The following is a 23,752-nucleotide window of genomic DNA, read 5'->3' as shown; positions in this document are numbered from 1 at the left end:
CGGCATCCTCGCTGGTCAGCCACGCGCGGGCGGAAGCACGGGTTCCAAATCCTTCCAACGGCTGATCTCACAACCGTTCTTCCGCCGGAACGTGGTGTCCACTTTGTGCCCCTGCCAGGTTCCGGTGACGCGGGCGGTGGCCGGTCCGCCGTCCTGCATCGTGCACAGCTGCCGCTTCGGGTCGGGCACGAAGGGGTCTTTGCCCGCTTTCGCGAACTCGTCGAGGCGGGCGCAGGCCTGCTGGGCCTCGGGGTGGTTTCCGCCGACCGGGTTGCACTCCAGCCGGTACTCGCCGTCGGCCCGGCGGTTGCCGGTGCCGGAGACGGTGATGGTGAGCCGGTCGGGCCCGGCGCCCAGCAGCCGGCCCACGGGCAGCGTCGGCAGCGGTGGCAGTGGGCCGAGGGCCGTGGTGGCCAGGGCCGAGGTGACGGCGAAGGCGGCGAGACGCAGCATGAGGCACTCCAGGTCGTCCGTACGTCGTACGCCTGACCAACGACGTGCGCGCCCCGACGTTGCGAACCCGGTCGCCCCGACCTTCCCCGCCGCCCGTCGAAAGGCTTTGCCCTGTGGCCTCCGCTCCTTGTACCGTGGGAGCGGATTGGTGACCGGCCCCTGGCCTGTGTCATCATCTGCACGCACCCTCGTATGCGGGGGTGTGCTGGAGGCGTCGCCTAGTCCGGTCTATGGCGCCGCACTGCTAATGCGGTTTGGGGCTTACCCCCCATCGAGGGTTCAAATCCCTCCGCCTCCGCACCTTACGGAGCCCCGGTCCTCATGGACCGGGGCTCCCGTGCGTTCCGGCTCTACCCCGCGCGAGTGCGGCCCCGCCGCCCCCGCTGCCCGGAACTCGACGGTCCGCCCCCCGCCCCAGCCGCGCTGCGGATGATCTTCAATCCGCGTGTTTCCGCAGGTCAGGTGCGGTTCGCCTAATGGATTTCGCGTCCCGCCGAGGTCCATGTATTGTTGTTCTCGCAAGGCCAACGGGGCGCAAAACCCCGGGAAGCCCAAGCACTCGTAGCTTAACGGATAGAGCATCTGACTACGGATCAGAAGGTTGCAGGTTCGAATCCTGCCGAGTGCACAGCCGAAGAGGCCCCCCGGTTCGCCGGGGGGCCTCTTGCGTTGTCCGCCGTCCGTCTCCTCCCCTGTGGGGAGGGCGGACTCGGGGGAGCCTCCGGGTCGGGGTCGGTCCGGCGGGGGACGCCGGAGCGTGGGGGCCCTGGATACGGTTTCGGGCAGAACGTCCGGAACGGGTTCCGAAGCCGGTTCCGGCACCGGTAAAAGGGGGGACCCTCATGGGCTTGTTCGGGAACGCGCACTCCACCGATCCGACGACGGCGCAGCGCGACTACGCGCGGCTGCTCGGCCAGGGGGAGCAGGTACACGCCGCGTACGTGCTGATCCGCGACACGATCCTGTTCACCGACCGGCGGCTGGTGCTCGTCGACAAGCAGGGGCTCACCGGGAAGAAGGTGGAGTACCACTCCATCCCGTACCGGAGCATCACGCACTTCTCCGTGGAGACCGCCGGCCACTTCGACCTCGACGCCGAGCTCAAGATCTGGATCTCGGGCACGGCGGCGCCGATCGAGAAGACGTTCACCAAGGGAGTGAACATCTACGAGGTGCAGGCGATCCTCACGCAGTTCGTCGCGCGGTAGTCGGACCCCGGCCATGAGCGGCCCGCTTCGGTCGGGGCCGGTCGCCGGGTGGTCAACATCGGTCGGGCGGCCTGGAGCGGCGGGCGTTCGCCTTAGGGTTGGGACCAATCTCAGGCGCGAGGCTAACGCGCCTGTCCGCGCCCTGGGCGGCCCGGCTTCGTGCTGGGGTGCCAGGAAGGACAGATTTCAGACGGGCAGGGGACCGGCATCCTCGTCCGCTTGATCTGTTGGCGCCCCGTGCGGGGCTTCGTACCGCATGTGCAGTGCCCAGCTGTACCCGTACGACAGGGCCTCGTGCCCTGAACTGAGTTTCTGTGCCGGCGGAAGGTCGGTTCGGCCATGTTGCGAACGTGGTCGAGCTGCTTCCCGCCGAAGGGCCGCGCTTCGACCACCCTCACGGAGAGATCGAAGCGTTGGGCGACACACTCATCGTCACCATCCTGGGCGCCGCCGGCGTCGTGGCCATGGCGATCTTCGCGCTGAAGGACATCCTGGACCGGCTGCCCGAGCTGTTCGCCTCGTGGCGCCGGGTTCGGCGAGCCTGGCGCGGGGAGGTGGAAGGGGGCGGGCGCAGGCTCGGGGACGGTGAGGGGCTGGGGTCACAGAACGCGCAGGAGGCCCGTCACCGACATCACGAGTGAGCAGCCGCGAAGCGGGACCCGGCGAAGCCCCGGTGGCCCGTCAGTCGGTCACCGGGTCGGCAGTGGATGACGTGATTCCTCCCGGTCATCACGATTCCGAATTTTGTTCGGTGCGATGGTGTGATTGCAGGATCAGGTACCGTCTTCGCAAGAGTCGGCGGGCCAATGGGAGGAAGATCGCGTGGACGACATCGACCGGGCGCTCGTCCAGAGCCTCCAGCAGGACGCGGGCCAGTCCTACGCCGCGCTCGGCGCGGCCGTCGGGCTGTCGGCCGGGGCCACCCACGAACGGGTGCGCAAACTGCGCGAGCGCGGGGTGATTCGGCGGACGACCGTCGACGTGGACCCGGCCGCCGTCGGGAGCGGGGTGCTGGCCTACGTGATGGTCGACTCCAACGCCTGGATGGGGGACTCGGGAGCCGCGTTCGAAGGGATCGCCGAGATCCAGGAGGCGCACGTCATCGCGGGCAGCGCCTCCGTGCTGGTGAAGGTGCGCACGGCGTCGACCGAGCAGTTGCAGGACGTGCTGCGCCGCCTCTACGCCATCGACGGCGTCAGCGGCACGCACGCGACCGTGGTCCTGGACACCTTCTTCGAGCGCCCGCTCCCGCTGTGACCTGGCGGTGCACCGGCATCCGGTGGAGCGGCGGGAGCCCGGCCATCGGCTGGTACGGGGAGGGGCGCGGCGAGCGGAGCAGCCCGCTCGCGTACGGACAGCCCCTCGCGTTCGCCGCGCGGGGCGAACGGCACTGCCTCGGCGTGTGGCGGGCGGGGAAGCGGACCGCGTGCCCGACGGACCGGGTCGTGCCGGGGCGGTCCGGGAGCGCCCAGTGCCCCGAGTGCGCCCGGCTGGACCGCTCGTTCTCGGTGGCCGCCGACACCAACGCCGCCGATCCGCGCACGTACCGGGTGTACCTGGCGTGGTTCGGGCCCGGGATGGTCAAGGTCGGCATCACCGCCGAGGAGCGGGGCGCGGTCCGGCTGCTGGAGCAGGGCGCGGTGACCTGGAGCTGGCTGGGGCGGGGGCCGTTGATGGCGACCCGCCGGACCGAGGAGCTGCTGCGGGCGGCGCTGGGCGTGCCCGACCGGATCGCGTACGCCCGTAAGCGCGCCGTACGGGCCCACTTGCCGCCGGCCGCCGAGCGGGCCGGGGAGGTCGCCGAGCTGTACGCCCGGGCGGCGGCGCTGCCGGGCTGGCCGGAGTCGCTGGAGCGGGTGGGCTGCGAAGTCGTCGACCACGCCGAGGCGTTCGGGACGGCCGGGCTGCCGGGAGCGGCGCGGGTGGTCACGGAGCTGGTGCCGGGCGGGACCGTGGCGGGCCGGCTGGCGGGCGCGGCCGGGCCGGACCTGCACTTCGCGGACGGGCTCGTGGTGGACACCCGGCTGCTGGCCGGCTGGGAGCTGGTGGCTCCCGCGGCGGACGGCGCGGAGGCGGGCCCCGGCACCGACGTGCCCGTGGCGGAGATCGCGGTCGCCGGGCCGGCGGCCGAGCAGGACGGGTTGTTCTGAACCTGGGCCACAAGGTCAAAACTTGGATCCCTTTGGCCCCGGGGGCCGCTTTCCGGTGGACACGCCGGGGGCCGCCGCCGAGGGTGGAGGGCATGAGCATCCAGCCCGTACAGGCATTCGAACCGCCTTACCTGATGGCCGTCTTCACCAATGTGCGCACCCCGGACGAGACCGGCTACCCGGAGACGAACGCCCGGATGAACGAGATCGTCCGCGCCAACCCGGGATTCCTCGGCTACGAGTTCGCGCGCACCCCCGGCGGCCTCGGCATCACCGTCGCCTACTTCCGCGACCACGCGTCGCTGGCCGCCTGGCGCGAGGACCTGGAGCACCAGGCGGCCATGAAGCAGGGCCGCGCCCACTGGTACGAGAGCTACACCCTGCACGTCGGGACCGTCGAGCGGAGCCACGGCTTTGTCCGCGACGACGGCTGAGGCGATCCGCGCCTTCCGGGAGCGGCTGGGACTGCCCGGACTGGTGGACGTCCACACCCACTTCATGCCCGAGCGGGTCCTGGAGAAGGTCTGGGACTACTTCGACGCGGTCGGCCCGCTGACCGGCGTCGCGTGGCCCATCACCTACCGGCACGAGGAGGAGCGGCGGGTCGCGCTGCTGCGGGAGTTCGGCGTCCGGGCCTTCACCGCGATGCTGTACCCGCACAAGCCCGCGATGGCCGCCTGGCTCAACTCCTGGTCCGCCGACTTCGCCGCGCGGACCCCCGACTGCCTGCACACCGCGACCTTCTTCCCGGAGGAGGGCGTGAGCGCGTACGTACGACAGGCCCTGGAGGCGGGCGCCCGGATCTTCAAGGCGCACCTCCAGGTCGGCGGCTACGACCCGAACGACGACCGCCTCGACCCCGTCTGGGGGCTGCTCGCCGAGGCCGGCGTCCCCATCGTGATCCACTGCGGGTCGGGGCCCGCCCCGGGCAAGCACACCGGTCCCGAGCCGATCGCCCGGCTGCTGTCCCGGCACCCGAGGCTGCCCCTGGTGATCGCGCACATGGGCATGCCCGAGTACACCGACTTCCTCGACCTGGCCGACCGGTACGGCGAGGTCCGGCTCGACACCACCATGGCCTTCACCGACTTCTCCGAACGGCTCTGCGGCTTCCCACCGGGCGAGCGGGACCGGCTCGCCGACCTCGGGGACCGGATCCTGCTCGGCACCGACTTCCCGAACATCCCCTATCCCTACGAGCACCAGCTCGACGCCCTCGACCGCCTGGGGCTGGGCGACCACTGGCTGCGCGCCGTCTGCCACGACAACGGGGCCCGGCTCTTCGGGCTCGGCTGAGCGGCCGCCGCCGTTTCTCAGGAAATTCACAGGAAGGGCCAAGAACGCTCTCAGAGCCGCCGGTCAGCGTGGCCCCATGACAGCGACGACCACTTCTCACGCGTCCACGTCCCCCGGCAATCCCACGGCCCTCGTCCGGCCAGACGGCGGCCCCTGCCGGGTGCTCGTCGTCGACGACGAGATCTCGCTCTCCGAACTGCTCTCCATGGCCCTGCGCTACGAGGGCTGCGAGGTCCGCAGCGCGGGCGACGGGGCGGGTGCGGTGCGGGCGGCCCGGGAGTTCCGGCCGGACGTCGTGGTCCTCGACGTGATGCTCCCCGACATGGACGGGCTGGCCGTCCTCGGACGGCTGCGCCGGGAGATCCCGCAGGTCCCGGTGCTGTTCCTGACCGCCAAGGACTCCGTCGAGGACCGCATCGCGGGCCTGACGGCGGGCGGCGACGACTACGTCACCAAGCCGTTCAGCCTGGAGGAGGTCGTGGCCCGGCTGCGCGGACTGGTGCGCCGTTCGGGCGCGGCCCAGGCGGCGCGCGGCGGGTCCGTCCTGGCCGTCGGGGACCTGCGGATGGACGAGGACAGCCACGAGGTTTCCCGGGGCGGCCAGGAGGTCCACCTGACGGCGACCGAGTTCGAGCTGCTGCGCTACCTGATGCGCAACCCGCGGCGGGTGCTGAGCAAGGCGCAGATCCTCGACCGGGTCTGGTCGTACGACTTCGGCGGCCAGGCCAACGTGGTCGAGCTGTACATCTCCTACCTGCGGCGGAAGCTGGAGACGGGTACCGGGCGGCCGCCGATGATCCACACCCGGCGCGGCGCCGGCTACCTGATCAAGCCGGCCGAGTAGTGGCGCTCGGATCCTCACGCGGACCCGGGCGGGAACCGCGCCGGACCGGGGCCGAACGGGCCGGGGCCGAACGGGCCGGAGCCGAACGGGCCGGAGCCGCGCGGACCAAGGCCCGGCGGCCACGGCGGCCGTGGTCCCTGCGGACCCGGCTGGTCGTCTCCGCCGTCGCGCTGATCGCCGTAGTCGGAGCGGCCATCGGAGCCGTCACCACCCTCTCCCTGCGCTCGTACCTCGTCGACAAGCTCGACGACCAGCTGCGCACCTCCGTGGGCATGGCCACGCGCGGCCCGGGCGCCAAACCGGAACACGAGAGCGGCCTCGGCTTCGTCATGGCCCCCGGCACCCCGCTGGGCACGGCAGGGATCCGGCTCGACTCCGACGGCAAGGTCCTCGGCACCGCCCGCAGCGACGCCGTCGGCGGGCCCGCGCTGGACCACCGCCAGCCCCTCACCGCCGCCCAGACGGCAGCCCTCACCCAGGCCGCCCGCACGGCCGCGGCACGGGGCCGCTCCGGTCCCGTCGACCTGGAGCTCCCGGACCTCGGCAGCTACCGGGTGCTGACCGCACCCGACGGAAGCCTGGTGCTCGGCTTCCCGCTCGGTGACGTGGACTCCACCGTGCACACCCTGGTCGCGGTCGAGGTCTTCGTCACCCTGGCCGGACTCATCGCCGCCTCCCTCGCCGGACAAGCCCTCGTCGGAGTGGCCCTGCGCCCGCTGCGCCGCGTCGCGGCCACCGCGACCCGGGTCTCCGAACTGCCCCTGCACAGCGGCGAACCCGCCCTGCACGAGCGGGTTCCCGACGCCGAAGCCGACCCGCGCACCGAGGTCGGTCAAGTCGGCGCCGCCCTCAACCGGATGCTGGGCCACGTCTCCTCGGCCCTCACCGCCCGCCAGCAGAGCGAGACTCGGGTCCGGCAGTTCGTCGCCGACGCCAGCCACGAGCTACGCACTCCGCTGGCCTCCATCCGCGGCTACGCCGAACTCACCCGACGGGGCCGCGAGGAGCCCGGGCCCGACACCCGGCACGCCCTCGGCCGGATCGAGTCCGAGGCCACCCGGATGACCGGCCTGGTCGAGGACCTGCTGCTGCTGGCCCGCCTCGACGCGGGCCGCCCGCTCTCCCGTACCGACACCGACCTCGCCCCGCTGGTCGTGGACGCCGTCAGTGACGCCCGCGCCGCCGGACCCGCACACCACTGGCGTCTGGAACTCCCCGACGGGCCCGCGCCCATCCGCGCCGACCCGGCCCGGATCCAGCAGGTCCTGGTGAACCTCCTCGCCAACGCCCGCACCCACACCCCGCCCGGCACCACCGTGACCGCCCGTGTTTCACGTGAAACATCCGCCGTCCGGCTGCGGATCGAGGACGACGGGCCCGGCATCCCGCCCGCACTGCTCCCCCACGTCTTCGAGCGCTTCGCCCGCGGCGACGCCTCCCGGTCCCGCGCCGCGGGCTCCACGGGCCTCGGGCTCGCCATCGTCGCGGCCGTCGTCTCGGCGCACGGCGGGCGCGTCGACGTGGCGAGCGAGCCGGGACGCACCCGCTTCGAGGTCCTGCTCCCCCTCGGCGACGGTGACGGCGGCGGCGATGGCGATGGCGATGGCGATGGCGACCGCAATGACCGCGACCGCGAAGGCGACCGCGACCGCGACCGCGATCCGGCCTCGGTCGCGGCGAACTCACAGACAGGCCACAGGCTCACCACACAGCGGTGACAGCCCGCCCGGCGAGTGTCGGTACATGCCAACCGACACCTCTCCGCGACCCGGTGCCCTTCCGGCACGGGCGCCGCTCGCGCCCGTGCCGGGGATCCCCGTACTCGACGTGGTGATCCCGGTGTTCAACGAGGAAAAGGACCTCGGGCCGTGTGTGCGCCGGCTGCACGAGCACCTCACCCGCACCTTCCCGTACCCGTTCCGCATCACCATCGCCGACAACGCGAGCACCGACCGCACCCCCGAGGTCGCGGCCGCCCTCGCCGCCGACGTCGAAGGCGTCCGCAGCACCCGGCTGGAGGAGAAGGGCCGCGGCCGCGCCCTGCGCACCGTCTGGTCCCGGTCGGAGGCGCCCGTCCTCGCGTACATGGACGTGGACCTCTCCACCGACCTCAACGCGCTGCTGCCGCTGGTCGCCCCGCTCATCTCCGGCCACTCCGACCTCGCCATCGGCACCCGCCTGGCCCGCTCCTCGCGCGTGGTGCGGGGCGCGAAGCGGGAGTTCGTGTCCCGCGCCTACAACCTGCTGCTGCGCTCCTCCCTCGCCGCCCGCTTCAGCGACGCCCAGTGCGGGTTCAAAGCCATCCGGCGGGAGGTCGCCGAGCGGCTCCTGCCGCTGGTCGAGGACTCCGGCTGGTTCTTCGACACCGAGCTGCTGGTCCTCGCCGAGCGGGCCGGGCTGCGGATCCACGAGGTGCCGGTCGACTGGGTGGACGACCCCGACTCCACCGTCCACATCGTCCGCACCGCCACCGAGGACCTCAAGGGCGTCTGGCGGGTGGGCCGGGCCCTGGCCGTCGGCGCGCTCCCGCTCGACCGGCTCGCCCGACCCTTCGGTGACGACCCGCGCGACCGCACCGCACTGCCCGGCGTCCCGCGCGGGCTGGCCCGCCAGCTGCTCGGCTTCTGCGCCGTGGGACTGCTGAGCACCCTGCTCTACCTGCTGCTGTACTCCGCCTTCCGGTCCGGGACCGGGCCGCAGGCCGCCAACGCCGCCGCGCTGCTGCTCTCCGCCGTCGCCAACACCGCCGCGAACCGCCGGCTCACCTTCGGCGTCCGCGGCCGGGACCGGGCCGTACGCCACCAGGCCCAGGGCCTGCTGGTGTTCGGCATCGGACTGGCGCTGACCAGCGGCTCGCTGGCCGCCCTCGACGCGGCCGTACCCGCGCGGGCCGCCCACGGCACCGAACTGGCCGTCCTGATCACCGCCAACCTCGCCGCCACCGTGCTGCGCTTCCTGCTCTTCCGCGCCTGGGTCTTCCCCGAACGGCGCGCCACTCCCGCGAAGGACGACAACCGATGACCACGGCCGTACCGCCCCTGGACTCACCCTTCCCGGAACGGGGCCCGACCCCGGCACCGGCCACGCCGTCCGTGCCCCCGGCCACGACGGCCCGCGCGGCGCGGCCCCGCTGGGAGCGCCCCGCGTACCTCGCGCTGCTGATCGGCACCGCCGCGCTGCTGCTGTGGAACCTGAGCGCCTCCGGGTACGCCAACTCCTTCTACTCCGCCGCCGTCCAGGCGGGCAGCGAGAGCTGGAAGGCCTTCTTCTTCGGCTCCTCCGACGCCGGCAACTCCATCACCGTCGACAAGCCCCCGGCCGCCCTGTGGCCGATGGCGCTGTCGGTCCGGCTGTTCGGGCTCGGCTCCTGGCAGATCCTCGTCCCGCAGGCGCTGATGGGCGTCGGGACGACCGCCGTCCTCCACGCCGCCGTACGCCGCCAGTTCGGCCCCGTGGCCGCGCTGCTGAGCGGCGCGGCCTTCGCGCTGACGCCCGTCGCCGCGCTGATGTTCCGCTTCAACAACCCCGACGCGCTGCTGACCCTGCTGCTCACCGTCACCGTGTACTGCGTGCTGCGGGCCCTGGACGGCGCGCACACCAAGTGGCTCGTCTGGGCGGGCGTCGCGATCGGCTTCGCGTTCCTGACCAAGACCCTCCAGGCGTTCGTCATCCTGCCGCCGCTCGCCCTCCTCTACGCCGTCTGCGCGCCGACCCGGCTGCGCCGCAGGCTCGGTCAGCTGCTGCTCGCCGGGCTCGCCATGGTGGTGGCCGGCGGCTGGTGGGTGGCGATCGTCGAGCTCTGGCCGGCCGGCTCGCGCCCGTACATCGGTGGCTCGCAGAACAACTCCTTCCTGGAACTGACCCTCGGCTACAACGGCCTCGGCCGGATCAACGGCAACGAGGTCGGCAGCGTCGGAGGCGGAGGCCGTCAGGGCGGTGGCGGTGGCGGTGGCGGAGGCTGGGGAGAGACCGGGATCGACCGGCTCTTCTCGGCCAACATCGGCGGTCAGATCTCCTGGCTGCTGCCGGCGGCCCTGGTCATGCTCGTGGCCGGTCTGGTGATCACCTGGCGTGCCCGTCGGGCCACCGACTCCGTGGAGAGCATGGCCCGGGCGGCCTTCCTGGCCTGGGGCGGATGCCTGCTGATCACCGCACTGATCTTCAGCTACATGCAGGGCATCTTCCACGAGTACTACACCGTCGCGCTGGCGCCGTTCGTGGCCGCGCTGGTCGGCATGGGCGTCGCCGTGCTGTGGGAGGAGCGGGGCAGCCCGGCCGCCTCCCTCACCCTCGCCGGAACCCTCGCGCTGACCGCCTCCTGGTCGTACGTCCTGCTCGGCCGCGCCTCCGGCTACCTGCCGTGGCTGCGCTGGACCGTGCTGGCCGCCGGGCTCCTCGCGGCCGCCGGACTGCTCCTCGGCTCGCGGTGGCGTCCGGGCTCCCGGACGGCCGGCCGGCTCCTGCTGGGCGCGGCGGCACTGGGCGTGGGCGCGGCCCTGGCCGGACCGCTCGCGTACTGCCTGACCACGGTGGACTCGGCGCGCAGCGGCTCGATCGTGACGGCCGGGCCCGCGGTGGCGGGCGGCGGACCCGGTGGCATGCGGTTCTCCCGGGCGGGCGACGGAGGCTTCCCGGGCGGCCCGCAGGCCGGAACCCAGGGCGGCCCGCAAGGCACCCAGCAGGGCGGGCCGCAGGGCGGCGCGCCCCAGGGCGGAACGGTCCGGATGGCGCCCGGCGGCCAGGGCGGCCCCGGCGGAGCCGGCGGCGGCCAGGGGCGCGGCCCCCGCACGGGCGGTGGCCAAGGCGGTCCCGGCGGCCTCCTGAACGGTACGAAGACCAGCGAGGAGGCGAAGGCCGCGCTGCGCGCGGACGCGGGCACGTACACCTGGGCGGCGGCCGCGATCGGCGCGCAGAACGCGGCGAGCTACCAACTGGCCTCGGGCGAGCCGGTGATGCCGATCGGCGGGTTCAACGGCAGTGACCCCTCGCCGACGCTCGCGAAGTTCCAGGAATACGTCAAGGAGGGGAAGATCCACTACTTCATAGGGCAGAACGACGGTGCCTCCGGCGCAGAAGGCGGCCCGGGCATGCGCGGCGGCCCCGGCGGCGGCCCGGGCGGCGGCACCAGCAGCGCCATCTCGGAGTGGGTGCGGGCCAACTTCAAGGCCACCACGGTCGGCGGGGCCACCTTCTACGACCTCACGGCACCGACGGCGTAGACGGCGTAGACGGCGCCGGCGTCCGGCACGTCCTGATCCGACCGGAATACGAGACGCACCCCCTAGCATCGAGAGGAGCATCAAGAGGGCGGACCGGGCATTCCGGGCTGATCCACCTGTCGTGAGGAGGGTGCCTCCGTGGTGACCGCGGCCGATCCCGAGGAGACCCGGACCAGCGTCTGGCTGACCGCCAGGCCCGCGGCCCCGGCCAGACGCCGCAGCGAGGCACCGTCCGGCCTCGACCGGGAGCGGATCACCGCGGCGACGGTCCGGCTGCTCGACGCGGAGGGGCTGGGCCGGTTCTCGATGCGGCGGCTGGCGGCCGCTCTGGGGGTCACCGCGATGTCCCTGTACTGGTACGTGGACACCAAGCACGATCTGCTCGAACTCGCCCTGGACCGGGCGCTGGGGGAGCTTTCGCTGCCGGCCACGCCGGAGCCGGAGCGGGAGCCCGACCCGGAGCCGGAGCGGGAGCGGGAGCCCGATCCGGAGTCCCGGCCGGAGTCCGAACGCGAGTCGCGGGCGGCGGCCTGGCCCGCCCGGCTGCGGGCGCTGGCCTGCGGATACCGGGAGCTGCTGGCGGTCCACCCGTGGGTGGCCCCGCTCACCGCCGCGTACCCGAACATCGGGCCGCACGCCCGGGCCTTCGACGCCGCACTGCAGCGGCTGCTCGACGCGACGGGTCTGGCGGACGCCGGCCGGACCGGCGCCCACCTGGCCGTCTCACACTTCCTGCACGGCTGCGGGGGTTCGGCGCGGCGGGCGCCCGAGGGGGACTTCCGCCTCGCGCTCGACGTCCTGATCGCGGGGATCGAGGCCAAGACCGCCTAGCGCCGTGACCGGGCGAACGCCGCGGGGCCGGGGCCATCAGGCCCCGGCCCCGCGGTTCTTGTCGGGCCGGCTGTCCGGCCGTCAGGCCGTCAGGCTCTCCGGCCGTCAGGCCTGCGCCTGTGCCTGCGCGGGAGCCGGGGCCGCCGCGTCCGCCTGCGCGGAACCGGCCGCGGCCGGGGCGTGGGCCGCCGGCTTCGACTTCAGGGCGACCTCCTTGATGAACAGCACCAGCACCAGCGAGAGCAGCGCGAACGGGGCCGCGTAGAGGAACACGTCGCCGACGCCGTGCCCGTACGCGGACTCGATGACCTCGCGGAACGGCGCGGGCAGCTTGTCGAGGTCGGGGATCCCGCCCCCGGCGGTGCCGCCGTGGCCCATGGCCGCGGCCTTCGGGCCGAGTGCGGTCAGGCCGTCCTGGACGTAGTGCGTGACCCGGTTGGCCATGACCGCGCCGAGCGCCGAGACGCCCACGGCGCCGCCGAGCGAGCGGAAGAAGGTGACGACCGAGCTGGCCGCGCCGAGGTCCTCGGTGGCGACCTGGTTCTGCGTGGCGAGCACCAGGTTCTGCATCATCATGCCGAGGCCGAGCCCGGTCAGAGCCATGTAGATCGCGATGTGCCAGTACGGGGTGTCGTACCGCAGGGTGCCCAGCAGGCCCAGGCCCGCCGTCAGGAGGACGCCGCCGGAGACGAGCCAGGCCTTCCACTTACCGGTCTTGGTGATCACCTGACCGGAAAGGGTGGAGGAGACGAAGAGCCCGCCGATCATCGGAATCGTGAGGATTCCGGACATCGTGGGGGACTCGTCGCGGGCCAGCTGGAAGAACTGGCTGAAAAACACGGTGCCCGAGAACATCGCGATGCCCACGAACAGCGAAGCCGCCGAGGCCAGGCTGATCGTCTTGTTGCGGAACAGCCGCAGCGGGATGATCGGGTCGCTCGCCCGGGATTCGACGAGGACGAACAGCAGGCCGAGCGCCACCGCGCCGCCGGTCATGGCCCAGGTCTGCCAGGAGATCCACTCGTAGGAGTCGCCGGCCTGGGTGACCCAGATCAGCAGCAGGGACACGGCCCCGCTGATCAGGAAGGCGCCGAGCCAGTCGACCTTGACGTCGCGGCGGACGACCGGGAGGTGCAGGGTCCGCTGGAGGACGATCAGGGCGATGATCGCGAAGGGCACACCGACGTAGAAGCACCAGCGCCAGCCGAGCCACGAGGTGTCGGTGATGACACCGCCGAGCAGCGGGCCGCCGACGGTGGCGACGGCGAAGACCGCGCCGAGGTAGCCGCTGTACCGGCCGCGCTCGCGCGGGGAGATCATCGCCGCCATCACGATCTGCGCGAGGGCGGACAGGCCGCCGACGCCGATGCCCTGGACCACGCGGCAGGCGATGAGCATGCCGGTGTTCTGGGACATGCCGGCCACGACCGAGCCGAGCACGTAGATGACCAGGGATATCTGGACCAGCAGCTTCTTGCTGAAGAGGTCGGACAGCTTGCCCCAGAGCGGGGTCGCGGCCGTCATCGACAGCAGGGCGGCCGTGACCACCCAGGTGTAGGAGGACTGGGTGCCGCCGAGGTCGCTGATGATCTGCGGCAGTGCGTTCGAGACGATCGTGGAGGACAGGATCGCCACGAACATGCCGAGCATCAGCCCGGACAGCGCCTTCATGATCTGCGGATGGGTCATGGGCGCGCCGTCGGACGTGGTCTCCGACCGGCCGCCTCCCCGCACACCGCTGGGTGTGGTCGTAGCCATGCGTTTCCTTTGGTCTAGAAGCTCGATCGGAGTCGGGCCAGCAGGGTGTTCAGTACGTCGATGTCTTCGGCCGGCCAGTCGGCCAGGGCTCTTTCGAGCGCGCCGGTGTAGCGGGCGCCCAGCTCGACGAGCAGGGCCCGGCCGGCCGGGGTGAGGCGCAGGATCCGGCAGCGGGCGTCGCCCGGGTCGGTCTCGCGGTCGATCCAGCCGTGATCCGCGACGTACGTGACGTGGCGGCTGGTCACCGAGATGTCGACGGCCATCAGCTCGGCGAGCCGGCTGAGCCGCATCTCGCCGTGCCGGTCGAGCACGGTGAGGACGGCGGCCGCGCCGGGCGGGCAGTCCGGGGGGAGGTGCCGCCCGAGGTCGCGCCTGACCGCGCCGATCCCGGTGAGCTGGCGGGCCAGCTCCGCGTACGCGGCTCGCGTCGTCCGTACGGCCTGGATCGTCACCGGGCTGCCCCCCCCATCTCGTTGCTTAGAGCAACCATAGAAGCGGATGGTTGCTACAGGCAAATGAATCCCGGGGGTGGGGCGGTAAAGGAATCGGAAAACCCGCTAGGGTCCTGCTCCATGGCTGACAACCACAACTCACAGGGCCCCGAGGGCAACTACGACCCCGCGGGCAGCACCCAGATGTTCCGCGCGTTCGTCGAGGAGGCCGCGCCGACCGCGCCCACCACGCCGGGGTCGCGGATGCAGCAGCGCGCGGCCCGGCAGAGCTCCGGGTCGTCGACGGCCGTACGGCTCGGGCTGGCGGTCGCCCTGCTGCTCGTGATCGGCGCGGTCGCCTGGCTTGCGCTGAGCTAGGTCGGGCCCGGCCGGGGCGCGGCGAGGCGTCTGCGCCCGCTCAGTTCCAGGTGGCGGTGACCTTCCGGGTCTCCACGTGCATGCCCAGCGGGACGCGCCAGGCCTCCAGGCAGACCGTGTAGGTCCCGGTCTTGGCCGCGCCGCCGGGGATCGGGGCCGGCAGGGGCTGGGTCGTGGCGATCGTGGCCCAGTCGATGCCCAGGGCCCCGATGACGTGCGTCGCGAACGTGACCGTGCCCGAACGGGCCGCCGTCGTGCCGGTGTTGGTGAACGTGACCGTGACCCGCTCGCACCACCGGTCGGACGCCGCCGCGCGGGCCGGCGGGCTCAGCGTCAGCTTGGCCGGGGTCGCCGGACCGGGAGTGGTCCCGGGCGGGGTGGTTCCGGGTTTCGGCGTTCCCGGTTCTGGCGTTCCCGGTTTCGGTGTTCCCGGTTTCGTCGCTCCGGGCCCCGTGGAAGGGGCTCCGGGGGTGGCCGGGGCGCCGCCCGGGGTGGTGGGGCGGCCCGGGGCGGGTGAGGTGCCGGGCGGCGTCGCGAAGTCGCCGGGCGCGGCGGGCGGGCCTCCGCCCGGGGTGGAACCCGCCGAGGTCTCGGACCCCGGCGCGTCGGCCGACGTACTCGACGAGGCGGACGAGCCGGCCGACGCGTCCGGCGTGGAGAGTGGCTGGAACTCGACCCCGTCGCGGGGTGCCACGTTCTCCCCCGCGCCGCGTTCGGGGCCCGGGGCGGCCGCGCCCACGGCCACATAGCCGTCCGGCGCCGGGCCGCCGCAGCCCGTGAGGGTGGCGGCGGCCGTGCAGCACAGGGCGAGCAAGGCGAACGTGCCTCGTGGTGCTCGGGATCCCTTTCGCATCGCGCCAGTTTTACTGACGCACCGTCAAATGGGAACCCGGGCGCGAGGGGTCGCGGTCGGTCGCGGTCGGTTCGCGCCAGGTGCGCGGCCGGGTTACTCGCCGATCAGGCCCACGCGCAGCTGCGCGAGCGTGCGGGTGAGCAGCCGGGAGACGTGCATCTGGGAGATGCCGACCTCCTCGCCGATCTGCGACTGCGTCATGTTGGCGAAGAATCGCAGCATGATGATCTGCCGTTCCCGGGGCGGGAGTTTGGCCAGCAGCGGCTTCAGCGACTCGCGGTACTCGACGCCTTCGAGCGCGGTGTCCTCGTATCCGAGGCGGTCCGCGAGCGAGCCCTCGCCGCCCTCGTCCTCGGGGGAGGGCGAGTCGAGCGAGGAGGCCGTGTACGCGTTCCCGACGGCGAGGCCGTCGACGACCTCCTCCTCCGAGACCCCGAGCACGGCGGCGAGTTCCGGCACCGTCGGGGAGCGGTCGAGCTTCTGGGCGAGCTCGTCACTGGCCTTGGTGAGGGCGAGGCGGAGCTCCTGGAGGCGGCGCGGGACGCGCACCGACCAGGAGGTGTCCCTAAAGAATCGTTTGATCTCGCCCACGACGGTCGGCATCGCGAACGTCGGGAACTCCACGCCGCGTTCGCAGTCGAACCGGTCGATCGCCTTGATCAGGCCGATCGTGCCGACCTGGACGATGTCTTCCATCGGCTCGTTGCGGCTGCGGAACCTGGCGGCCGCGTACCGCACCAGCGGCAGGTTCAGCTCGATCAGGGTGTCGCGTACGTAGGCCCGTTCGGGGCTGTCCGCGTCCAGGGCGGCCAGTCGCTGGAAGAGGGAGCGGGAGAGGGTGCGGGTGTCGATGGCTTCCGAGCGGTTGGACACTGCCGGCAGCTCACGCTTGACGAGCGTGAGCACCTTGGAGCTGCCCTGGTCTACGGACATGCCACCCCCTTGAGGTCGCGGACGGTCGCGTTCTCTGCGCGCCCGTCGGAGGAACGCAGCCTCCACCTGAATACCGGAGGCGGGGCTGCGGCAAACGCGGTTCAAGCAGAATGTCACATGTCGGCAACACGCTGTAGCGCCATGTCGACATGTAGTTCCAGCGACAGACCGGAATGAGCCCGTTCTGCCGGAATCGCGGAGCGATCTACACTCGAACCGGTTACGCCTCGATCCTGTTTGCGGATCTCAGTCGGGCGAAGCTCCGGGCGAGCAGCCGGGAGACGTGCATCTGGGAGACGCCCAGCTCGGCACTGATCTGCGACTGCGTCAGATTGTTGTAGTACCGCAGGAGCAGGATCCGCTGTTCGCGCTCGGGCAGCTGTACGAGGAGGTGGCGGACGAGGTCGCGGTGCTCGACTCCGGCCAGCTCCGGGTCCTCGTAGCCGAGCCGGTCGAGCAGCCCGGGCAGCCCGTCGCCCTCCTGGGCGGCTTCGAGCGAGGTCGCGTGGTAGCTCCGCCCGGCCTCGATGCAGGAGAGCACCTCCTCCTCGGTGATCCGCAGCCGCTCGGCGATCTCGGGCGTGGTCGGGGTGCGGCCGTGGAGCGTGGTGAGGTCCTCGGTGGCCGCGTTGACCTGGACCCAGAGCTCGTGGAGCCGGCGCGGCACGTGGACGGTGCGGACGTTGTCGCGGAAGTACCGCTTGATCTCGCCGACGACGGTCGGCATCGCGAAGGTCGGGAACTGCACCCCGCGGTCCGGGTCGAACCGGTCGATGGCGTTGATCAGGCCGATGGTGCCGACCTGGACCACGTCCTCCATGGGCTCGTTGCGGCTGCGGAAGCGGGCGGCCGCGTACCGGACGAGCGGGAGGTTGGCCTCGATCAGGGCGCCGCGCACCCGGTTGTGCTCGCTGGTGCCCGGCTGGAGGCCCTTCAGCTGCCCGAACAGGACCTGGGTGAGGGCCCGGGTGTCCGCGCCCCGGCTCTGCGGTCTCGGGGCGGGCGGGGGCTCCTCGGGGGGGTCGTGCTGGGTCGGGACCTGGGAGTCGTGCGGGGCGTCGCGGGTGTCCTGCCGGGTCTCGGTGCGGGCGTGGTCGGCGACGTCGTGCCGCGGGCCCTGCGGGTCGTCCTGGGAGGGGTCCTGCTGGGGTGGCACCTGAGGCGCTGTACTGGCCGGCACGGTCACGCCACCCCTTCAGTCAACTATCCGTCAAAAGCGGTCATAGCATCACAAGACATGTGCACAGTGTGCAAGCACCGTATATCGCCGTGTTGAGGGCAAGTTGGGCATATTGGGGCATGCAGGCTATCGCCGTGCAGGGCCCCGGACCTGGCGCCGGACCGCACCGGAACACGAAAAGCCCCCCACGCGCGGGAGTGGGGGGCCGGCAGGCGTGAAGAACCGATTCAGCGTACGGGTTCAGCGCACCAGTTCGGTCATGAACTCGCCGATCGCGGAGGCGGCGTCCGAGATGCCCTGGAAGCCGATGAGGACGAGGTCGGCCGCCTTCACCGGCTGCGTGATGATCACGAAGAGCACGAACACGACGAGCGCGCCCGTGACAAGCTTCTTGGTCTCCATGAGCGGTGACGGCCTCCCCAACCGGTACTGCGAAGTCGGGTGAGTCTAACCGGTCGGGTTTGGACACTCACCAGGTCTTTAAGGACCAAGGGCCCGGCGGTCCGGGTCCTTTGCCGGTCCGCCCGGAGGCGCGGGGAGCGCAGGATTGAGGCGAGCCCACCGGTTCTGGCAGGAAACCGGTGGGTGAGGGAAGGGCCTCACTGCGGGGTCCGGGTCGCCGGCTTCCCCTGACTGCGGCCCTGGCCGGCAGGTCCGTCCTCGTCGGGGGAAGTGGCTTGTCCCCCCGATGCCACTTCCCCCGTCCCGTACGTCGAAGGCCCCGATCGTGATCGGGGCCTTCTTCGTGTCCTGCGGGCGGCTGCCGCTCTGGTGGCGGCCGCTACTGGATGGCGCCGGCCAGGTCCGTGATCGGCTGGACGGGGGCGATCACGGGCTCCAGCTTGTCCGGCAGCTCCATCAGCTGGTTGAGCTGGTTCAGCTCGTTGAGCTTGGCGCCGATCTCCGGGACCGACCCCGGGCTCGCTCCCTTCGGCATGCCGGGCGCTGCCGTCGGCAGGTCCGGCAAGGTGAGGGGGGCGATCGGGGCGGCGGAGGCGGCCGGTGCGGCGAGGCCCGCGGCGGCCCCCGCGAGGGCGATGGCGGCGAGCATGCGCTGGGTCTTGGTCATGCCGTGACAACGGCCGAGCGGGCGGCCGGTCACGCGGATGTCCTCCGGATGCCCCTGAGGGAGGCCGGGCGCGCCCCGGCGCCGTTGGCGCGCGGCGGGGGAACGCGGCGGGGGAACACCGACGGCGCGCGGCGGGGAACGCCGACGGCCCCGAGGGTCCCGACAAACGCCGAGAGCCCCGACCCTTGCGGGGCGGGGCTCTCGATCAGGGCGGTAGTGGAGGGATTTGAACCCCCGATGGGTTGCCCCATACTCGCTTTCGAGGCGAGCTCCTTCGGCCGCTCGGACACACTACCGAGATGGATCCTAGCCTAAGGATCGGCATCAAATGAAATCGGTGTCCCCGAGCCGCGTCAGAGGTCGCGGAAGAAGTCCGTGAGCTGCCGCGCGCACTCCTCGGCGAGCACCCCGCGGATCACCTCGGGCCGGTGGTTGAGCCTGCGGTCCCGTACGAGGTCCCACAGTGACCCCGCCGCGCCCGCCTTCTCGTCCCCCGCCCCGTAGACGACACGGGCCACCCGCGACTGCACGAGCGCGCCCGCGCACATCACGCACGGCTCCAGGGTGACCACCAGGGTGCACCCCGGAAGCCGCCATTCCCCGAGCTTGGCGGCCGCCCGGCGCAGCGCCAGCACCTCGGCGTGCGCCGTGGGATCGCCGGAGGCCTCCCGCTCGTTGTACCCGGTGGCGAGGAGCTCCCCGTCCGGGCCGAGCACGACGGCGCCGACCGGCACGTCGCCGGCCGGTACCGCCCGGGCGGCCTCCCGGAGCGCCAGGCGCATGGAGGACCGCCACGGGTCCCGGACGGGATCGCCGACGCCACCGGGGTCGCGTGCGGGATCCCGGCCGGGTTCGGGACCGGGGTCGTGCGTAGAGGGGGCGTACGGGTCGGTCACTAGCGGACGGCCTCCAGCACCTCGGTGGCGCCGAGCGAGTCGGCGATCTCCGAGAGGGCGTCCCCGTCGAGGGTCATCAGTTGTTTGTGGCTCACCCCGAGGTCGTCCAGCAGCCGGGGATCGCCGAGCGGACCGGCCGGCACCGGCTCGGCGCCGGTCCCCACCTCCCCGTCCGCATCGTCGTCCTCGTCCGTGAACGCGGCGATGGTGTCTTCCTCGCCGTCCTCGGTGCCGTCCAGGTCCAGCTCGTCGAGTTCGTCGTCCTCCTCGTCGCTGCCCAGCAGCTCGTCGGTCAGCATCGAGCCGTAGGAGCTGCGGGAGGCCGCCGAGGCGTTCGAAACGAAGTACCGCGGGTCCTCCTCGCCGTCCACGCGGACGACGCCGAACCAGGCGTCCTCCTGCTCGATGAGGGCGACCACCGTGTCGTCGTCGACAGCGGCGGACCGGGCGAGATCGATCAGATCACTCAGAGACTCGACATCGTCGAGTTCCATGTCGCTCGCTTCCCACCCGTCTTCGGTGCGCGCGAGCAGTGCGGCGAAATACACCGTGACTCTCCCACTGGTCATAGGCGTGCCGGTTGGAGGTCCCCCCGGCCGGAGGTTGGGGGTGGAACGGCCGTCGTGCTCACCGTTCATGCCCCGCCCAATCGGCATCGTGGCAGAAACAGCGGCTTTGCGAGAGGTCTTCCGCGCTGCGTCGTTCCGTGCCGTGTGCTCCGCGGGTCGTGCGGGGCCTGCTCCGCCGGGCCCGGGACGCCCCCGCCGCGCCGTCGACGCGGCCCCTCGGGACCCGGTTCGGCGCCCGGCGTGCCGGTTGCTGCGTGTGGCGGTACGAGGGTCACCCGGCGGGGCGCGGCGCCGCCCCGGGCGGGCTGTGCGCGGCGGTTGCACCCGCTACCAGCGGAAGGTGCGCATGCGCATCTGCTGGCGCATCCGGGCCGCGCGGGCGCGCCGGGGCTGGACGCGGTCGCGGAGCTCGCGCGCCTCCATCAGGTCCCGCAGGAACTGCGCGCGCCGCGCCCTGCGCTGCGCCGGGGTCTCCGGCGCCTGGTGTTCCTCGCTGTCGTCGGTCGGGTGCACGTCGGGCATCGGCCACCACCCCGGGCTGGTCCGGTCGTCCTCCTCCGCCGGCGCGAAGCAGTCCCCCCTCACCCCACCTTCCCCCCGATGGGGCGATTGATGCCACCCCGTCGCAGGTCAGACCCGTCGCCCGGGTCAGTCGTCATCGCTCAGCGGCGGTACGACCGCCACCGGGCCGTGCGCGTGCTGGAGCACCGCGTTCGCCACCGACCCGATCAGCAGGGACCGCACCCGCGGATGGTGGCGGCCCACCACGACCAGCGCCGCCGACCGCGACGCGTCCACGAGCCGCCCGGCCGCGTCCCCCGGTACGGCGACCTGCTCGACCGGCACGTCCGGGAACCTGGCCCGAAGCGGCGCCAGCCGCTCCGTCTGGGACCGCAGCATCTCCCGCTCGGCCGGTACCCCCTCCCCGCCGTCCGCCAGCCCCTCCGGGGTGATCACGGCGAAGGGCGAGTCGATCAGCGCCACCGGCGAGGGCGGGATCGCGTACGCCGAGACCACCTGGACAGCGGTCCCCCGCGCGGCGGCTTCCTCGAAGGCGAAGACCGGCACGTCGTCGGGCGTCTCGGCCGCGTGCAGCCCGAGCACCACCCGCCCGGCCGAAGCCTCCTCGGACGCCCCCGCGCTGCGCGCCTCGTGCGGGACCACCACCACCGGGCACGGCGCGCTGGTGGCCACGGCCCGGCTGTTCGAGCCCAGCAGCAGCGTGGCGAACCCGCCGCGCCCCCGCGAGCCCATCACCAGCATCCGGGCCTCGGTGCCGATGACCCGGAGCGCCTCGGGGACGGAGCCCTCCAGGGACTCGTAGCGCACGTCCGCGGGCAGTTCGGGGGCCCGCGCGAGGAGGGCCCGCAGATGGTCGGACACCGGATCGGCGAATTCGTCCGGTTCGGAGGGGTCGTGCAGGGAGGAGCGGCGGCCCGCGTACAACTGGGAGCTGTCGGAGAGCACATGGGCGACCATCAGGCCCGTTCCGTGCCGCAGTGCGGCGGCCCGGGCCCATTCCAGGGCCCGGAGGCTGTGCTCGGATCCGTCGACGGCGGCGATCACCAGTCCGTTGCTCACCCATCCAGCGTGCTGGCCATCGGGCGGGGTCGCATCCCAGGCGGCCCGGGGCGCGTCCCGCGGTATGCCCACCGGCGCGTCGCCCGGCGCGTCGCCCGGCGCGGCGGCCGGCGCGTCCACCGGCGCGTCCACCCGTGCGGACGCTTTGGGTCCGGCCACCGCGTAGCCTTTTGGGCGTGGGTCGCGTGTTGCGGCCGTTTGCGCAGGTCGCAGGTGGAAAACCCGAAGCTTTGAGTCTTGGAGGATGTTGTGCGTTTGCAGGTCGTCGATCACCCGTTGGTGGCGCACAAACTGACCACCCTGCGCGACAAGCGCACCGACTCCCCCACCTTCCGTCGGCTCGCCGACGAGCTGGTGACCCTGCTCGCCTACGAGGCCACCCGTGACGTGCGCACCGAGCAGGCCGACATCGACACGCCGGTCGGCCCGACCACGGGCGTGAAGCTGTCGCACCCGCGCCCGCTCGTCGTGCCGATCCTGCGCGCCGGTCTCGGCATGCTGGACGGCATGGTGCGGCTGCTGCCGACCGCCGAGGTGGGCTTCCTGGGCATGGTCCGCAACGAGGAGACCCTGGAGGCCTCCACGTACGCGACGCGCATGCCGGAGGACCTCTCCGGGCGTCAGGTGTACGTGGTCGACCCGATGCTCGCCACCGGCGGCACGCTGGTCGCGGCGATCCGCGAGCTCATCAAGCGCGGCGCCGACGACGTCACGGCCGTGGTGCTGCTGGCCGCGCCCGAGGGCGTCGAGGTCATGGAGCGCGAGCTGGCGGGCACCCCGGTGACGGTGGTGACGGCAGCCGTGGACGAGCGGCTCAACGAGCACGGCTACATCGTGCCGGGCCTGGGCGACGCGGGCGACCGCATGTACGGCTCGGCCGAATAGGACGCGTCCCGGGGTACCTCCCCGGGCACTTCCCGGGCACGTTCGGCGGACGGGTACGCGGTCTTGGGCGCGTACCCGTCCGCGGACTTCACGGACCGGTCAGCACTTCTTGACGGCCGCGGGCGCGGGGTTGGCCAGCAGGGCCAGCGCCTTGTCCGCCTCCGCCTTGGCGGTGAGCTCCTTGAAGGAGTCGCCGAGGATCAGGTCGATGTCCTCGGTCTCGCGCGTGTCGGTCTGCTGCGTGGTGCCCGCGAGCTGCGTGCCGAGGACCGAGAAGGCGGCCTTGTCGGTCTTCGGGGAGCCCAGCAGTATCCCGGTGCCGGGGACCTTCTTGTCGAAGTCGGCGGGGGCGTTGCCGACGTTGCCGACGGTGAAGCCGCGTTTGCGGAGTTCGTCGCCGACGGCCTTGGCGAGGCCCGCGCGCGGGGTGGCGTTGTAGACGTTGACCGTGATCTGGGCGGGCTGGGGAAGCGCCACCGCGGGTCTGGGGGACGCGGACGCCGCCGCGTTCGCCGCGGCCGCCGCGCCGGCCTTGGGGGTGGCGGCCTTGGTCGGACAGTCCTTGGTGCCCGCGGCCGTGTTCCGCTTGGCGGTGTCGCCGCGGAACACGTCGATGAGCTGCAGTGCCCCGTAACCGAGCAGGGCGAGCGCGAGGACCGATCCGAGCAGGGCGAGCACGATCCGGCGGCGACGCCGCGGACGGCTCATGCGGGGGTAGGCGGCTCCCGTTACGCGGTACTTTCCGCCCATGCCGGGGGGAGTGAGCATGCTCATGGGCGCAGCGTAGTGCCGTACCGGAACGATGCCTACTAAATGATCTGTTGATCGGGTAAGGCAGACCCGAAAGGCGCAATCAGTAGTCCATCTCCAGGACACGTGCGTGCAGCACCTGGCGCTGTTGCAGCGCGGCGCGCACGGCGCGGTGCAGCCCGTCCTCCAGGTAGAGGTCGCCCTGCCACTTCACGACGTGCGCGAAGAGGTCGCCGTAGAAGGTCGAGTCCTCGGCGAGGAGCGTCTCCAGGTCCAGCTGGCCCTTGGTCGTCACGAGCTGGTCGAGCCGGACCGGGCGCGGGGCTACGTCCGCCCACTGCCGGGTGGTTTCCCTGCCGTGGTCGGGGTACGGCCGCCCGCTTCCGATGCGCTTGAAGATCACACGGAAAGCCTACCGGGCCGGTGCCCGCGGGCGCAGCCTCGCACCGGTGGTGCAAAAGTGACAAG

Annotated in this window: 27 protein-coding genes and 3 tRNA genes; 15 read left to right on the top strand and 15 right to left on the bottom strand. The window is 72.5% G+C overall.

Features of this window, described 5'->3' with window-relative positions; genetic code table 11:
• Positions 1–15 precede the first annotated feature (15 nt).
• The gene (locus tag OG982_RS13780; RefSeq protein WP_266786960.1) at positions 16–453 is read right to left on the bottom strand and encodes an SSI family serine proteinase inhibitor; all 438 of its coding nucleotides are present in this window, start codon (positions 451–453) and stop codon (positions 16–18) included.
• A gap of 207 nt (positions 454–660) precedes the next feature.
• Between OG982_RS13780 and OG982_RS13775 the strand changes: the two genes are divergently transcribed.
• The 13 genes from OG982_RS13775 to OG982_RS13715 all read left to right on the top strand — a co-directional run bounded on the left by OG982_RS13775 (position 661) and on the right by OG982_RS13715 (position 12,001).
• A tRNA-Ser gene (locus tag OG982_RS13775) sits at positions 661–751 on the top strand.
• A gap of 257 nt (positions 752–1,008) precedes the next feature.
• Positions 1,009–1,081 (top strand) — tRNA-Arg (locus OG982_RS13770).
• A 214-nt stretch (positions 1,082–1,295) separates the two neighbouring features.
• Complete coding sequence (locus OG982_RS13765) at positions 1,296–1,661, top strand: PH domain-containing protein (protein WP_266786962.1); 366 nt, start codon at positions 1,296–1,298, stop codon at positions 1,659–1,661.
• 350 nt (positions 1,662–2,011) lie between these two features.
• The gene (locus tag OG982_RS13760; RefSeq protein ID WP_266786964.1) at positions 2,012–2,302 is read left to right on the top strand and encodes a hypothetical protein; all 291 of its coding nucleotides are present in this window, start codon (positions 2,012–2,014) and stop codon (positions 2,300–2,302) included.
• 181 nt (positions 2,303–2,483) lie between these two features.
• Positions 2,484–2,918 (top strand): Lrp/AsnC family transcriptional regulator, encoded by a 435-nt coding sequence (locus OG982_RS13755; protein ID WP_266786966.1) that lies wholly within the window; start codon positions 2,484–2,486, stop codon positions 2,916–2,918.
• Positions 2,915–3,811, top strand: a complete 897-nt coding sequence (locus OG982_RS13750) for a DUF2797 domain-containing protein (RefSeq protein WP_266786968.1) — start codon at positions 2,915–2,917, stop codon at positions 3,809–3,811. The genes OG982_RS13755 and OG982_RS13750 overlap by 4 nt, the downstream gene beginning before the upstream one ends.
• A gap of 92 nt (positions 3,812–3,903) precedes the next feature.
• Positions 3,904–4,245 carry an antibiotic biosynthesis monooxygenase gene (locus OG982_RS13745; protein WP_266786970.1) on the top strand — a complete coding sequence of 114 codons (342 nt, stop codon included), beginning with the start codon at positions 3,904–3,906 and terminating at the stop codon, positions 4,243–4,245.
• Positions 4,226–5,107 (top strand): amidohydrolase family protein, encoded by an 882-nt coding sequence (locus OG982_RS13740; protein WP_266948608.1) that lies wholly within the window; start codon positions 4,226–4,228, stop codon positions 5,105–5,107. The genes OG982_RS13745 and OG982_RS13740 overlap by 20 nt, the downstream gene beginning before the upstream one ends.
• Before the next feature lie 76 nt (positions 5,108–5,183).
• Positions 5,184–5,951: a response regulator transcription factor gene (locus OG982_RS13735; protein ID WP_266786974.1), complete on the top strand. Its 768-nt coding sequence runs from the start codon at positions 5,184–5,186 to the stop codon at positions 5,949–5,951.
• Between the two features lie 137 nt (positions 5,952–6,088).
• Positions 6,089–7,669 (top strand): cell wall metabolism sensor histidine kinase WalK, encoded by a 1,581-nt coding sequence (locus OG982_RS13730; RefSeq protein ID WP_266949911.1) that lies wholly within the window; start codon positions 6,089–6,091, stop codon positions 7,667–7,669.
• A gap of 25 nt (positions 7,670–7,694) precedes the next feature.
• Entirely contained in the window at positions 7,695–8,972 is a 1,278-nt protein-coding gene (locus OG982_RS13725; protein ID WP_266786976.1) for a glycosyltransferase, read from the top strand.
• Positions 8,969–11,170 carry a glycosyltransferase family 39 protein gene (locus OG982_RS13720; protein WP_266948607.1) on the top strand — a complete coding sequence of 734 codons (2,202 nt, stop codon included), beginning with the start codon at positions 8,969–8,971 and terminating at the stop codon, positions 11,168–11,170. Before OG982_RS13725 ends, OG982_RS13720 begins: the two co-directional genes overlap by 4 nt.
• Positions 11,171–11,308: 138 nt before the next feature.
• A complete protein-coding gene (locus OG982_RS13715; RefSeq protein ID WP_266786979.1) occupies positions 11,309–12,001 on the top strand; it encodes a TetR/AcrR family transcriptional regulator in 693 nt (230 codons plus the stop codon).
• A gap of 105 nt (positions 12,002–12,106) precedes the next feature.
• Here OG982_RS13715 and OG982_RS13710 read toward each other — a convergent pair whose 3' ends face one another.
• Together OG982_RS13710 and OG982_RS13705 are read right to left on the bottom strand one after the other, a co-directional pair.
• Positions 12,107–13,759 (bottom strand): MDR family MFS transporter, encoded by a 1,653-nt coding sequence (locus tag OG982_RS13710; RefSeq protein WP_266786981.1) that lies wholly within the window; start codon positions 13,757–13,759, stop codon positions 12,107–12,109.
• A gap of 14 nt (positions 13,760–13,773) precedes the next feature.
• On the bottom strand, positions 13,774–14,211 hold the full coding sequence (locus OG982_RS13705) for a MarR family winged helix-turn-helix transcriptional regulator (protein ID WP_266786983.1): 438 nt from the start codon (positions 14,209–14,211) through the stop codon (positions 13,774–13,776).
• Positions 14,212–14,331: 120 nt separating this feature from the next.
• Between OG982_RS13705 and OG982_RS13700 the strand changes: the two genes are divergently transcribed.
• Positions 14,332–14,568, top strand: a complete 237-nt coding sequence (locus OG982_RS13700; protein ID WP_266786985.1) for a hypothetical protein — start codon at positions 14,332–14,334, stop codon at positions 14,566–14,568.
• A 40-nt stretch (positions 14,569–14,608) separates the two neighbouring features.
• On the opposite strand, the gene OG982_RS13695 is transcribed toward OG982_RS13700, so the two are convergent.
• From OG982_RS13695 to OG982_RS13650, 10 genes are all read right to left on the bottom strand, one after another.
• Positions 14,609–15,421: a hypothetical protein gene (locus OG982_RS13695; RefSeq protein ID WP_266948605.1), complete on the bottom strand. Its 813-nt coding sequence runs from the start codon at positions 15,419–15,421 to the stop codon at positions 14,609–14,611.
• A 93-nt stretch (positions 15,422–15,514) separates the two neighbouring features.
• A complete protein-coding gene (locus OG982_RS13690; protein WP_214930632.1) occupies positions 15,515–16,354 on the bottom strand; it encodes an RNA polymerase sigma factor SigF in 840 nt (279 codons plus the stop codon).
• A 220-nt stretch (positions 16,355–16,574) separates the two neighbouring features.
• A complete protein-coding gene (locus OG982_RS13685; RefSeq protein WP_266786991.1) occupies positions 16,575–17,510 on the bottom strand; it encodes an RNA polymerase sigma factor SigF in 936 nt (311 codons plus the stop codon).
• Positions 17,511–17,774: 264 nt separating this feature from the next.
• Positions 17,775–17,936, bottom strand: coding sequence for a hypothetical protein (locus OG982_RS13680; RefSeq protein WP_266786993.1), 162 nt, complete (start codon positions 17,934–17,936; stop codon positions 17,775–17,777).
• Between the two features lie 379 nt (positions 17,937–18,315).
• Entirely contained in the window at positions 18,316–18,636 is a 321-nt protein-coding gene (locus OG982_RS13675) for a hypothetical protein (protein ID WP_266948603.1), read from the bottom strand.
• Positions 18,637–18,814: 178 nt separating this feature from the next.
• Positions 18,815–18,899: transfer RNA gene (locus OG982_RS13670), tRNA-Ser, on the bottom strand.
• Positions 18,900–18,956: 57 nt separating this feature from the next.
• Complete coding sequence (gene tadA, locus OG982_RS13665) at positions 18,957–19,499, bottom strand: tRNA adenosine(34) deaminase TadA (protein ID WP_266786997.1); 543 nt, start codon at positions 19,497–19,499, stop codon at positions 18,957–18,959.
• On the bottom strand, positions 19,499–20,047 hold the full coding sequence (locus OG982_RS13660) for a hypothetical protein (RefSeq protein WP_266786999.1): 549 nt from the start codon (positions 20,045–20,047) through the stop codon (positions 19,499–19,501). The genes tadA and OG982_RS13660 overlap by 1 nt, the downstream gene beginning before the upstream one ends.
• A gap of 348 nt (positions 20,048–20,395) precedes the next feature.
• A complete protein-coding gene (locus OG982_RS13655; protein ID WP_266787001.1) occupies positions 20,396–20,590 on the bottom strand; it encodes a hypothetical protein in 195 nt (64 codons plus the stop codon).
• 126 nt (positions 20,591–20,716) lie between these two features.
• Entirely contained in the window at positions 20,717–21,649 is a 933-nt protein-coding gene (locus tag OG982_RS13650; RefSeq protein WP_266948602.1) for a universal stress protein, read from the bottom strand.
• Positions 21,650–21,898: 249 nt separating this feature from the next.
• On the opposite strand from OG982_RS13650, the gene upp reads away from it, so the two are divergent.
• The gene (upp, locus tag OG982_RS13645; protein ID WP_266787003.1) at positions 21,899–22,534 is read left to right on the top strand and encodes a uracil phosphoribosyltransferase; all 636 of its coding nucleotides are present in this window, start codon (positions 21,899–21,901) and stop codon (positions 22,532–22,534) included.
• A 99-nt stretch (positions 22,535–22,633) separates the two neighbouring features.
• Here upp and OG982_RS13640 read toward each other — a convergent pair whose 3' ends face one another.
• Both OG982_RS13640 and OG982_RS13635 read right to left on the bottom strand, forming a co-directional pair.
• Complete coding sequence (locus tag OG982_RS13640) at positions 22,634–23,308, bottom strand: LytR C-terminal domain-containing protein (protein WP_266787005.1); 675 nt, start codon at positions 23,306–23,308, stop codon at positions 22,634–22,636.
• A gap of 79 nt (positions 23,309–23,387) precedes the next feature.
• Entirely contained in the window at positions 23,388–23,687 is a 300-nt protein-coding gene (locus OG982_RS13635; protein ID WP_266787007.1) for a type II toxin-antitoxin system VapB family antitoxin, read from the bottom strand.
• Positions 23,688–23,752 lie beyond the last annotated feature (65 nt).

The sequence above is a fragment of the Streptomyces sp. NBC_01551 genome (assembly GCF_026339935.1).
Lineage (GTDB): Bacteria > Actinomycetota > Actinomycetes > Streptomycetales > Streptomycetaceae > Streptomyces.
This window is presented reverse-complemented; position numbering and strand designations above follow the sequence as displayed.